Here is an 11820-nt window from a genome sequence, read left to right as displayed (position 1 = left end):
ACGAGCCGCCGATTCAGCCCAAAATGGATCGGAAGGATGCATCCGTCCCGCAACGCTCTCGTGACAGACGGGGACGGCGGAGCTTTCGGCCAGCACGCTCCCCCTATACTCGAAGACACGCGGCGCCCTCGCGCATTGTCGCATCGACGTCGCTTGGTCGCAAGCAGCCGAAAGACCCGCAGTGCTGCGTGCTACTCGCAGCGAGACAAAGGAGCGCTCATGGATAACGTGGTTTTGGTCACCTTCGAAGACGAGGGAAAGGCCTATGAGGAGTTCAATCGCCTGAAGGATAACGAGGCGACGGCCGACTTCACCATTTTGGAAATGGCCGTGGTGAAGAACGTCGACGGGGCCATCATGGTGCCCGACGGCTTCCAGGACGGCTACGACGAGACCGACAACACGGCTTTCGGCGGGGTCATTGGCGCGGTCGTCGGCCTGCTCGGCGGCCCAGTGGGCGTGCTTCTGGGCGCTGGCATCGGGCTCGTGGCCGGCATGGCAATGGACGACAAGGACGTCGACGACGACGACTCTCTCATGGAATATTGCGCAAGCGAGCTCGCCCCGGGCGCGACGGCGCTGGTGATGCTCGCCAAGGAGGACGACGAGGACGCCCTGGACGCCCAGTTCGACGAGACCTGCGTTATCTATCGCTGGGACGCCGACGAGGTGAATGCGGAAGTGGAGCGCGCCGAAGCTCTAAGCGACACGTTGGCCGCCGAGACCCGCAAGCAGCTGCGCGAGGCGCGCAAGGAAGCCCGCAAGGCCCGCCGCGAGGCCCGCAACGACAACTAGAAGCGACGGCCGAGCTCTTCCGGCACGCGGCTTTCCCACATATCACGCCGGCGCAGCTCTCGCACTGCTCGCAAAATACCCAACAACAAAAGCGGCCGCCCTCCGTTCAGAAGGGCGGCCGTTCTCACTTAAGCCTGCAGCAACGAAAGCACGCAGCTACACGATCTTCTTGCCCAGGCAGGCGGCCAGCTCGCGCAGCTCGGCAATGAGCTCGCGGAACTGGGCCGGGGTCAGCTGCTGGGGGCCGTCGGAAAGCGCCACGGGCGGGTTGGGGTGCACCTCGATCATGAGCGAGTCGGCCCCGGCGGCGATGGCCGCCTTTGCCAGCGACGGCACCAGGTCGCGCTGTCCGGCCGGATGCGACACGTCGATGCACACCGGGTACAGCGACTGCTTGTGGATGACCGGCACCGCCGCGATGTCCAGCGTGAAGCGCGTGGCCGTCTCGAAGGTGCGGATGCCGCGCTCGCAGAGCACCACGTTGGTGTTGCCGTGATCAGTGATGTAGTCGGTGGCGGCGAGCCACTCGGCGATAGTGCCGGCGAAGCCGCGCTTGTACAGCACCATCTGGTGGGTGTCGGCCGTCACCTCGCCGATCTTCTTTAGCAGGCTGAAGTTCTGGAAGTTGCGGGCGCCCACCTGCAGGCCGTCCACGTAGTCGGCCACCAGCTGGCAGTGGGCCGAATCCATCACCTCGGTCAGCGTCTTCAGGTTGTAGCGGTCGCCGGCGCTCTTCATGATCTTGAGCGCCTCCTCGCCGAGGCCCTGGAACGAGTGCGGGTTGGTGCGGGGCTTGAAGGCGCCGCCGCGGATCCAGGTGAGGCCCAGATCGGCGATGCACTCGGCCACCTCGTCGAACTGCTCGGCGGACTCCACCGAGCAGGGCCCGGCATAAATGGTGATCTCGTCCGTGCGCTGGCCGAGATCGGGGATGGGGGCAATCTTCACTTCGCTCATACGGACGGCGTCTCCTTCATGATCTTCAAGATGGTAGCGTAAATCTCCCGGAGGTTCTCGTTGTAGAGCGGTCCTTCGTTGTAGCTATCCACCCGCGCGAAGATCTCCTCCTCGCGGCGCGCGTCGTACAGACCCAGATGCGCACCGGGTTTCAGACCACGGATGACCAGCGAGTGGCCGGCGCGCTTGTTCAGAAGCGCGACGATCTCGCGGTCGATCTCGTCGATCTGCTCACGATGCTTCTGAATCTCGGCAAGATTGCTGTTCTCTTCAGACATCGCTTTTCCTTTCATGTACCAAAAACTTGAACGAGCATGGCCTCATCGCTCAAAAGCAACGCCGCCCTCGCGTGGGCATCATGATAGCAAAGACCCCCGCCCGCGCCGAAGATCGCAAGAGAAAACGGATATAGAAGCCCTTAATGGGCAGACATCGGCAAAAGCGAAGGAGCGCTTGCGCTTGCGCTCGTGCTCATGCTCGCGCTCGTGTTCGCGCTCACGCTCATCCGCCTCTTCGCAAAAGCACGTGGCCAAAAAAAGCCCTGCAGCGGAAACAACTAGCGGCGAGAAACTCCGGCGGCCTTCTTTTCGGAATCGCGGGTGTACCACTCGATGAACAGGTCCACCGCGCCGTTGATGACGAACATCGCGCCCAGCACGAGCACGAAGGTCATGGAGGCGCCCCACGGGTTCACCACGATGAGCACGCCACCGATACCCACCAGCACCGCCGCCGCTAGCACGGCAATCCAAATGCTGCTGCCAAAGGAGCGCAAGCTGAAGGCCCGCACCACGTTCACAATGGCCAAGAGGATGAGAACCACCCCCAGCGCCACCGAGAAGAACCCGGCGATCACTTTCGGGAAGATAAACGCAATGAGCGCGATGATGATATAGAACACGGCCGCCATGAGGGTGCCCGAATCGCGGTAGCGCACGCTGCGCTGTCGAAAGTACGACATGAGCCCGGCCGCGCCCATAACCGCGAGCGCCACGCCAAACAGCAAGATGATGCCCTGTACGGTGATGGACGGATAGATCATCAGAAACAGACCGAACGCGATGCAAAGCACCGCCTGCACCATGTTATTCGATCGCACCAAGTTCAGAAACTTCTCCATGACGCTGCTCCTATCGCCCGACCCGTACGGCGTTCTCGCCTCGACCCGATGCCGACGGACGCCGGCCCCTCCCCGCGGCGCGCCCGGCATCGGAACTATCTCCTATGGACGCCATGTTAAAGCGAGCGCACAAAACCAAGCCCGTCGGCGGTTCCTTGAAAACAATCGGTTGAACAGGGATTAGGCTTGCAACCATTCCGTCAACAAGAGCACCGTTGCGAAACAATGCTGTTGCCATGCCGTTAACAACAGCGTCGAGCCTGCTCCTAGAAAGTCGCCCTTCCTCAAGTTTCACCACCAAGCACTTGGTACCAAGCTTCCAAGCGAACACAATATCGATCCGTCTAACAGCGAGAACAAGTTTTGCACCATTTTACAATTTTGAAAACATTTGTTTGTAATTTATGCTATACTCTCTAAGTAAACAACAAAAGAGATATTGCCTTCTTATTATTTCTAAGTTATTATCGAGGAGGAGAAATGCCCATAATAGCGACGTTTGCAGGAATTGTCATTCGCATGTACTTCCTGGAGTCCGAACACAATCCGCCTCATATTCATTGTGAGTACGGGGAGTTCGGAGCAGCTATCGACATCAGGACACTGCAAATTCTTGACGGCTTCCTCCCAACCAAGGAGCACCGCCTAGTTGCCGAGTGGATGCAAATCCATCAGGAAGAACTGCTTGACATCTGGGATACGCAGGTATTTCGGAAACTGCCTCCTCTTTAGAGAAAGGGCCTTTATGTTCCACAAGCTGATCTCGATTTACCCCCTTAAGAACTACCGTCTTCTCGGATTCTTCCCGGGACAGGAGAACCGAATTTACGACATGAAACCCCTCATCGAGCATGCGGCTCCTTTCGCCCCGTTGCACAACGAGGAGTTTTTCACGCGCGTGCGCGTTGACGCCGGAGGTTACGGAATATCCTGGAACGACGATATCGACTTATCAGCCAACGAAATCTACGAGCACGGCACCGCCATCGATGTCGCATCCGAGGAAAAGGTCACTCTCTTGCAAGCCGTAGTCGCAGCGCGGCAGAGCGCCGGATTGAGCCAGAGCGCCATAGAGGAAGCATCGGGCGTTCGCCAACCCGTTATCGCCCGCATGGAAAACGCGACGACCAGTCCCCAGATTGACACCATCCTCAAAGCCCTCGCCCCCAGCGGGAAAACCCTGGCCGTTGTCGATCTTAAGAGCGCCGCACTTTAACGGCATCTCTGCGAGGGTTGACGCACGGTATCTAAATCGCACAATTCGGGCAGCCGCTGGGTCTAAATCTCGGAAAAGCGGCACTGGCTGCGACCTGGTATTATGCAAGCAATTCCGCAGGTCGTAGCCAGTGTTTCGAAGGCGTCCGAAATCGCTCTTTTAGATACGCCGCGGCCGGTGCAGCGAGAGCAGGATCGCAGCACCGGCCGGAAACCGTACCTTTTACGCAGTCAGCGGCTCGAAGTCGCTGTCGGCGTCGGCCAGTGCGGCGGCACGAGCGGAGACACGCTCGGTCTCGGTCGCAGGCACGAGCAGTTTCGAGCCCAGGGCCATGAACCCCAGCGCGCCCACCGACACGACGCCCAGCACGATCAGCACTTCGGGCAGCGTGGGCGCGTAGGAGCCGAGAAGCGCCCAGCCGCCGTCGGACATGATGCCCGGCGCGCCCTCCACGTTCGGCACGATGAATGAAGTGAACAAAAGCCACAGGCGCTTGCACAGCACGCCGGCGATGACGAGCACGCTCGCCCCCACCACGAGCCCCGTGCGCTCGCGGTTCTTCGCGAACACCAGCACGAGGAACGGGACAACCAGGCCGCCGACGATCTCGAACCAGAAGAACGGCGCCGTAGGCCCGCTCGTCATGAGCGCCAGCGTCTCGGCACCGGCCGCCCCCGGATAGGCCATGGTCAGCACCTCGCAGAAGATGAAGAACGCGTCTATGGCGATGCAGGTGGCCAGAAGCCCAGCCAGCGATGCCATAAGCTCGCGAGAGGTGTCGAACAGGCGCGCCTTCTTCAGCGCCGCCAGCACACACAGCAGCAGCGCCAGGCCCGAGTCCATGGCCGAGGCCACGAAGATGGGTGCCATGATGGCCGAGTACCAGCCCTCTTTGGCGATCTGCAGGCCGAAGATCCAGGCGGTCACCGAGTGCACCAGAATGGCGCAAGGCAGAGCGAAACGCGAGATGATGGACACCGCATGATCGTTGCCGCGGTGCATGTTCACCAAATACAGCACGTTGATCACCAGATACAGCGTGATGACGCAGATGTCCCACACCAGGGGCGACGCGGGGTTCGGGCCGGTCACAATGCGCCAGACGCGCTGGATGCCGCCCAGGTCGATGAGAACGAACATGCCCGCCAGACAGATGCACACCGTCGACAGGATGATTGCCGGCATGGCCACAGCCTTGAAGCGCTTGATGTGGAACACGCTCGCCGAGGAGGCCACGATAAGACCGCCGGCAGAAAGCCCCACGAAGAACATGAACATAGTGATGTACAGGCCCCACGACACGCCGTTGGACATGCCCGTCACCGCCAGGCCGCCGACCAGCTGGTAGATATAGGCCCCGATGCCCACCACCGCCAGCACCGCGAGCACCGCCGTGAGCGGCTTGTTCTTGGTCAGAAGTTCCATGATGCCACTCTCCTATTCAAAGTAGTAGACTTGCGGACGGGTGCCCTGTTCCTCCAAAAGGACGCGACCGCCTCGAGCGCGGATCACCTTCGACACCTCGGAATCGGGATCGTCCAAATCGCCGAAAATGCGGGCGTCCATGGGGCAGCACTGCACGCAGCGTGGTTCCTCACCTTGGTCGGTGCGCTCCTTGCAGAGGGTGCACTTCTCGGCCACGCCTCGCACGCGCCCTTCGACGTTAGCATCGCCGTAGGCGAAATCCGGCACATGAACCGGCTCGTCCCAGTTGAAGGAGCGCGCGTTGTAGGGGCAGGCGGCCATGCACATGCGACAACCGATGCACTTATCGTAGTCGATCTCCACGCGACCGAGCTCGTCCTTGTAGGTAGCGCCCGTGGGGCACACGCGCTGGCACGCCGGGTTCTCGCAATGCTGGCACGCCAAAGGCAGATAGGACCGGGTCAGATTGGGATACTCCCCCTGGGCGTCGTCCACTACGCCTCCGCCTTCGGTTACAACGCGGTTCCATCGGAGGTCCTTCGGAACGCCGTTCTGCATCTTGCATGCGAAGACGCAGGTCTGGCAGCCAATGCAACGGGTCTTGTTGATGGCCATTCCGTATCTCGTCATAATTCTCACCTACGCCTTCTCTACTTCCACCAGCACGTCGTTATAGGGGATCTGCGGACCGAAGAACATCGAGTACCCGCGCTCCAGACGCGCGGAGTTGGTCACGTTCTGCAGGAACCCTTCCTTGTAGTAACGCGTGTAGGTGGTCTCGGCCATGAACAGGACGCCCGGCTGCAGCGAGCGGTTGACGAGTGCCGTGGCCACAAACGAGCCGCGGTCGTTGAATACGCGGACATCGTCGCCCGTCACAATGCCGCGGGCCTCCGCATCTTCCGGAGCGATGTTCAGGCTGGGGCCGAAATCTTCCTGGAACCATTCATTGGCAGAATAGTAGGCGTGGATGCGATAGCGACTCTTGCCCTGAGTGAAATAGAGCGGGAACTGGGCCTTCTTCGGATTGCTCTCGTAGGCCTCGTTCGCGTCCTCGTACACCGGCAGCTCGTGGCCTTGGTCGACCAGATACTCGTAGTACAGCTCGATGCGCGTGGAGGGTGTGAGGAACCCTTCAGCCAGACCGTCGGGCATATAGTCGTCGCCCGTCTCGGGCAGGGCCATCACGCCGCCGTGCTCCAACAGCGCATCATAGGTGATGCCCTCCATCCGGGGATCAAGCTCGGCAGCCCCGTCGAGCATGAAACGCGCAAGTTCCTCGTAGGATTCGGGAAGCAGGTCTTCCAGACCCCACTGGGCGGCCAGCAGGCGCTCGATTTGCAGATCGCTCTTCGATTCGAACATCGGATCCACCATGCCGTTGGCCAGCATCACATGGCCCATGCTGTCGCGCAGCTGCTTCACGTTTTCCTCGCACTCGAATTTAGTGCAGGCCGGCAGCACGATGTCAGCATAGTCTACCGCCGAGGAGTGGTAGATATCGACGATAGCGAAGAAGTCGAGGCTCTTCACCCATTCCAACATGTCATTGGCCGCGCCCGCCTCCAAGGTGAAGGCATCGCCGAAGGTCAGGGCCGCATGGATGCTGTTCTCCTGATAGGGCATGTCGTACATAGAGACGGGGCTGTCTCCGTAGTGGTACTCCTCGGGAAGGACCCAGTAATTGAACGTCGCCGACGGATCGTTGGCGCCCAGGCCGCAATAGGAACCATAGCCGGCGCCCTTCTTGCCGTACTGGCCGGTCAGGGCCACCAACATGGCCGTGGAATGCCCCAGCACATCGGCGTTGGTGTACTTGTCGGCGCCGCCCAGGCCGATGTCGATGATGGCAGGTCCGTTGTTGGCATAGCGGTCGGCCAGATTCACGATTGTCTGCTGATCGATGCCCGAGGTCTCGGCGGCCCATTCGAGGGTGAGGGTGTCGAGCCATTCCTTTATGAGCGTGAACTCAGTGACCAAGTGCTTGCCGTCCACCGTCCACTCGCCTTCGAGCGCCGGAATCGCATTGGCGCTGTCGTAGAGAACGGGAGCGCCGGTCACCGTATCCCACACCATAGGAGCGCCCACCGGCTCGGCGCTCACCACGGCGGGATTGGGCGCCATGACCTCGGCGCTGCGGTAGCTTTTGCCTGTGTCGCGATCGACCAGGTAGGGGCAGGAGGTGTGAGCGAGCACGAAGGCCTCGTCGTACCACTCGTTGTCCACGACGGCCTTAAGCATGCCCTGGATAAGGGCCGCATCCGTGCCGGGTCGCACCGGCAGCCACTCGTCGGACTTCGCCGCCGTGCCCGTAAAGCGCGGATCGATGGTGACGATATAGGTTCCAGCCTCTTTGGCATCCATGAGGGGGCGCGACCAAACCATGGCGCTCTCCAGCGGGTTGTGGCTCAGTTCGATGATGGTGGCCGCGTCCTTGAACTCCCAGTGGGAGCGGTTCGATAGATAGCTCCAAGGGCCGAAAGCCGGCCCCAGGCCGTTTGCCTGCCCGCGATCAAGGCCCCAGTTGCCACCCGAATCAGCATGCAGCAACTGCGTGATGAAGTCGAACTCGATGCCCGCCTCGGTGGACTTGCGGATGAACACCGAGCCTTCGCCGTATTTCTGCTGGGCTTCCTTGAGGTTGTCGGCAATCGTCTTAATGGCCTCGTCCCAGCTGATCTGCTCGAACTCGCCGGCGCCGCGCTCACCAACGCGCTTCAGCGGCACCTTCAGCCGATCCTGCGCGTAAATATGGGACAGCTCGCCAATGCCACGCAGGCAGATGGTCGAATGTTTCTTGTCCGCTACGATATCGCTCGGCTCGATCAGCGTGATACGTTCGTCGCGAATAGTGCACTTCAAGTTGCACCCGGTCAGGCAATGGAACTGATGGCACAGGTGCGCCGTTCGCTCCTCCCCCTGGGCCGTGGCCTTCGCGGGCGCCAGCGCGCCGCCGCCAATGGCCACGCCCACAGCGCCCGCGCAGGCGAGGCCCGCGGCTGCGGCGCCGGTGGTCTTCAAGAAACCGCGTCGAGTGAGTCCGCCCGTGGGATGGGTTGCTTCGGACATCTCTCCTCCTTTGAATTCCCAGGGATCGAGCCGTGGGACGCCACGCGCACCTGCGGCGAATGCATGCGCCGCGAATGGATTGCGACAATGTCGCCGCGCCAGTGGGTCTTGGACTCTTTGCGCCTGCGTCTCCTCAACTGCGCAGGTCGCTATCCCCTCTTCTGGTAATCCTTGAGAATTGGCCAAATTCCACGGGAAGCACTATAGCAAATTGTCCTATGACAATGCAAGGATTATCATAGGACAATTTTCAGAGCAGTTTATCTATTTCGAGGATAGTTACTCGGAACCGCTGCTCGATTCATCCTCCAATTGACGCAAGCGTTCTCTCGCATTTTCGATCCCCACAACATAACGCCCTGCAGCCATATCCGCGCGGCCGCCCTCTATAACCTCCATTAGCTCCTTCTCGTAAAGGGCGTCGCGAGCTGCTTCCTCTGCTTCGATCATTTCACTAACTGCAAGTTTCAGACGAGGATAGTCCTCAACCGCAGTCTTATAAACCGTCTCGAACGAAAGAGTGAAATAGCCATGCGCGTATACGTCCCGAGTTTTCGCAGCGAAACGCAGCTCGGTTCCAGGATGCTCGGTGTAAAACTCCTCACTTAAGCGCTTCGCTAGCTCACCCACATTGATGGTAGTCATCGAAGAAGCTCGCTCAATTGTCTCATCAGCCAAAAAGGCATCTAGATCTATCTCGTCGAGCAGCTTCTCCAGATACTCTATTTCAGAGACGATCTTCTTGAGTATCCTGAGATCAGAGTCCTTCATAGAGCGGCACCACCTTGTTGACAACCAGAAGCGAATCATCTGGGACGGGGTCTTGCACCACGTCCACCGAGACGCCCAAGCGCTCCTCCATGCAAGACAGCACCCGGGCCAGGGTAAACAAACTCACGACAGCCGAAGTGAACCGCACGAGCAGATCTATATCAGATCTGCGAGTCGCCCGCCCGTCCGCATAGCTGCCGAACAGAGACACGCTTGCAATCTTCTCCCCCAAAGGAGCCGTCGCGTTGTACTCCTCGCTTGCGCGAGATACCTCGTTCCTGATTTGCTCAATGGTGTAAGGCGGCATAGCTCACCTCCTCGCATACCGACTAGATAATTTGCAGTATACCCTATGCTTCAAAGTTTCGCGGGCATCTTACTTGTCGCGATACTCCCGGACGATTTCCAGGGTGAGGTCGTCGCGTTGGCCGTGGTAGTAGCGCTCCAGAACGGCGGGAAACTCCGGGGTATCGCTGACCAGCTCGAAGAGGGTCATGGACGAGCGCACCTTCAGGGCATCGATAGGACCAAGCACGGCCACGGGATCGTCACCCGGCAGGTCGAGAAGCGCCTGGGCCGCCTCGCGCAAGCGCGCCGACAGCACCTCATCGGCCATGTAGGCCTCAGCCTCTTCCCAGCTGCCGATCCCGAAGTAGTCGGCCGCCCAGCTGAACCCCAGACCGCGCACCTGCGGGAATACGAACCAGATCCAATGCCCCTGCTTGCAGCCGTCGCGCAATTCCGCCAGCGCCTGCTCGTAAACGCCGTCCGCCTGAGCCTCCAAAAACCGCCCAATGCCCTGCTTCTCGTTTTCTGCCACAGCTTAACCTTTCTCCCGCGCCGACCGTCGTTTTTCCAAAATCGTTCCAAGTGTTCGCGAAGATTAGAATCCCATCGCCTTCAACCGCTCCAAAGCGGGCGCGGCGTGGCGGGCGCCGGCTTCGGGATACAGCTCGGAGGCAATCGCGATGCCGAGGCGAACATCTTCCGCCGCCTTTCCAAGCACTTCGCCTACGACGCGAGCAGGCAGGCCCCACGAGCGGGCCTCAGCTACAATATTCTCTCGCTCGATCCTATCGATGCGAATGCGGCCATCGATGCGCAAGCCCATGAACAGCACGTTCGGCGTAATCTCAAGGGCTGGCACGACGTCATAGAGCGGCGCGAGGCACACCTCGTCGCCCCCGTGGAGCAGCGCGTAGTTCTTGGCGTGAGCGTCGGTATTTCCCAGAACGGTGCTCACGAAGAGATGCCGCAGCAGCCGCTTGCGCTCTTCCAGCGAGTCGGCGGCATAGCGGGACAGCAGCTCGGCAATGCCCTTATAGGTCGGATCGCTTTTCGTGGGCGTCGCTGTTGCCGCGTACTTGCGTCCCGGCTCTATGCCGAGAGCCTGCGCGCAGTCTTCCTGGTGCAGCCGCACAAGCCCCCGTTCGGTTTCAACTCGGTCGAAGCGCTCCACAGCCAGCGTAGGCGGCGCATCGGGCAAATCGAGAATGGCCGAGCCAGCCGTCTCCGTCACATGTCGCGCGACCTCCATTCCCCATGCTTCCGCTTCGACTAATCCCGCAAGCCGGCCCTGGGGCTGCGGCTTCAATATATGTGTTGAAGGAGCCCCGTCCAAAGGAAGCGCCACAGAATTCAAAGCCCTATGGCCCGGCTCGGCCGCAGCCCAGTCTTCTGATCTCGCAATCACGCACAGCTTCTCCTGAAAGCCGCCAAGCGACACCCGCAGAGAAGATGCGTCATCGTAAGGGTGCGACGGCAATGCCGCCAGGCGCGCCGACAGTTCCTCGGGGGTCAATCGCTTCTCGCGCGGCAACTCCTGGCTCGCACGCGCCAACGCCCAATCTTCCGAGGGCATTACCTCAACGGCACCGGCGCACTCCCAGCCAATCTGGGCGAGCAATCCGAAATAGTCGCCCTCGGCAACGCCGTAGAACCGCTGCAGCTCAGCGAGCCTCGCGTCTTCGGGCAAAAGCCCCGAGAACCAGGAAAACGTCCGCCGGACACCGAAGGGTTCCTCTTGCACGCAGAGCGCCGTTGAGAGCAGAGGCGAAAAGGGGCGCTCCGAAACCGTCTCTTCCGAGAACGCGAAACGAGCGCCATTCTTCGTGCGAGCCAGTTGCCCAATCTTCTCGCCGCCGAGGCGAACCTCAAGGGTCTCGGAATTCACTGTTGACCCCCTTCTTGGCGCGAGCGCAGAAGCGACACCACCGACGCAGGGGCATCATGCACTTCGGCTTGAGCGCCCTTGGGGAGCACCACCAGCTTCAAGCCCAAATCGCTGATGGCGCGCATGAGGGTCTGGGAGCTGACGCCCTTGCCATTTTCAAGAGCCGAAAGGGTGGCGTGGGAGGCACCGATGATCTCGGCGAACTCATCTTGGGTGTACCCCTTTTCCTTGCGGGTTTTCTGGAGAAACGACCCGAGCTGGTCAAGGCCGTACACATTGGTCCACTTCATCGTA

The 11820-nt window shown here is 60.5% G+C and carries 14 protein-coding genes; 3 read left to right on the top strand and 11 right to left on the bottom strand.

The features are described 5' to 3' along the window. Positions 1–219: 219 nt before the first annotated feature. Complete coding sequence (locus ACYVRU_RS03795) at positions 220–795, top strand: DUF1269 domain-containing protein (RefSeq protein WP_181869667.1); 576 nt, start codon at positions 220–222, stop codon at positions 793–795. Positions 796–951: 156 nt separating this feature from the next. Here the strand turns inward: ACYVRU_RS03795 and aroF are convergent, their stop codons facing one another. From aroF to ACYVRU_RS03780, 3 genes are all read right to left on the bottom strand, one after another. Continuing rightward, positions 952–1752, bottom strand: a complete 801-nt coding sequence (gene aroF / locus ACYVRU_RS03790) for a 3-deoxy-7-phosphoheptulonate synthase (protein ID WP_302808746.1) — start codon at positions 1750–1752, stop codon at positions 952–954. Further along, entirely contained in the window at positions 1749–2030 is a 282-nt protein-coding gene (locus ACYVRU_RS03785) for a chorismate mutase (RefSeq protein ID WP_022739332.1), read from the bottom strand. Before ACYVRU_RS03785 ends, aroF begins: the two co-directional genes overlap by 4 nt. Before the next feature lie 278 nt (positions 2031–2308). Further along, positions 2309–2872, bottom strand: a complete 564-nt coding sequence (locus ACYVRU_RS03780; RefSeq protein ID WP_461185736.1) for an HdeD family acid-resistance protein — start codon at positions 2870–2872, stop codon at positions 2309–2311. Positions 2873–3352: 480 nt separating this feature from the next. Here ACYVRU_RS03780 and ACYVRU_RS03775 point away from each other — a divergent pair, with 480 nt between their 5' ends. Together ACYVRU_RS03775 and ACYVRU_RS03770 are read left to right on the top strand one after the other, a co-directional pair. Further along, positions 3353–3604, top strand: a complete 252-nt coding sequence (locus ACYVRU_RS03775; protein ID WP_278982288.1) for a DUF4160 domain-containing protein — start codon at positions 3353–3355, stop codon at positions 3602–3604. 13 nt (positions 3605–3617) lie between these two features. Next, the gene (locus ACYVRU_RS03770; RefSeq protein ID WP_461185735.1) at positions 3618–4088 is read left to right on the top strand and encodes a DUF2442 domain-containing protein; all 471 of its coding nucleotides are present in this window, start codon (positions 3618–3620) and stop codon (positions 4086–4088) included. Positions 4089–4310: 222 nt separating this feature from the next. Here the strand turns inward: ACYVRU_RS03770 and nrfD are convergent, their stop codons facing one another. From nrfD to ACYVRU_RS03730, 8 genes are all read right to left on the bottom strand, one after another. Continuing rightward, on the bottom strand, positions 4311–5513 hold the full coding sequence (gene nrfD / locus ACYVRU_RS03765) for an NrfD/PsrC family molybdoenzyme membrane anchor subunit (protein ID WP_461185734.1): 1203 nt from the start codon (positions 5511–5513) through the stop codon (positions 4311–4313). A gap of 12 nt (positions 5514–5525) precedes the next feature. Beyond that, a complete protein-coding gene (locus ACYVRU_RS03760; RefSeq protein WP_412669228.1) occupies positions 5526–6143 on the bottom strand; it encodes a 4Fe-4S dicluster domain-containing protein in 618 nt (205 codons plus the stop codon). A 9-nt stretch (positions 6144–6152) separates the two neighbouring features. Further along, positions 6153–8582 carry a molybdopterin-dependent oxidoreductase gene (locus tag ACYVRU_RS03755; RefSeq protein ID WP_461185733.1) on the bottom strand — a complete coding sequence of 810 codons (2430 nt, stop codon included), beginning with the start codon at positions 8580–8582 and terminating at the stop codon, positions 6153–6155. A gap of 279 nt (positions 8583–8861) precedes the next feature. Then, the gene (locus ACYVRU_RS03750) at positions 8862–9353 is read right to left on the bottom strand and encodes a HepT-like ribonuclease domain-containing protein (protein ID WP_452039457.1); all 492 of its coding nucleotides are present in this window, start codon (positions 9351–9353) and stop codon (positions 8862–8864) included. Further along, positions 9340–9660: a nucleotidyltransferase family protein gene (locus tag ACYVRU_RS03745; RefSeq protein WP_452039458.1), complete on the bottom strand. Its 321-nt coding sequence runs from the start codon at positions 9658–9660 to the stop codon at positions 9340–9342. The genes ACYVRU_RS03750 and ACYVRU_RS03745 overlap by 14 nt, the downstream gene beginning before the upstream one ends. Before the next feature lie 69 nt (positions 9661–9729). Continuing rightward, positions 9730–10173 carry a DUF1810 domain-containing protein gene (locus ACYVRU_RS03740; RefSeq protein WP_452039459.1) on the bottom strand — a complete coding sequence of 148 codons (444 nt, stop codon included), beginning with the start codon at positions 10171–10173 and terminating at the stop codon, positions 9730–9732. A 63-nt stretch (positions 10174–10236) separates the two neighbouring features. Then, a complete protein-coding gene (locus tag ACYVRU_RS03735) occupies positions 10237–11526 on the bottom strand; it encodes a HipA domain-containing protein (protein ID WP_452039460.1) in 1290 nt (429 codons plus the stop codon). After that, complete coding sequence (locus ACYVRU_RS03730) at positions 11523–11816, bottom strand: helix-turn-helix transcriptional regulator (protein WP_022739321.1); 294 nt, start codon at positions 11814–11816, stop codon at positions 11523–11525. Before ACYVRU_RS03730 ends, ACYVRU_RS03735 begins: the two co-directional genes overlap by 4 nt. Between the last annotated feature and the right edge of the window lie 4 nt (positions 11817–11820).

The sequence above is a fragment of the Adlercreutzia sp. CNCM I-6216 genome (assembly GCF_977113345.1).
This window is presented reverse-complemented; position numbering and strand designations above follow the sequence as displayed.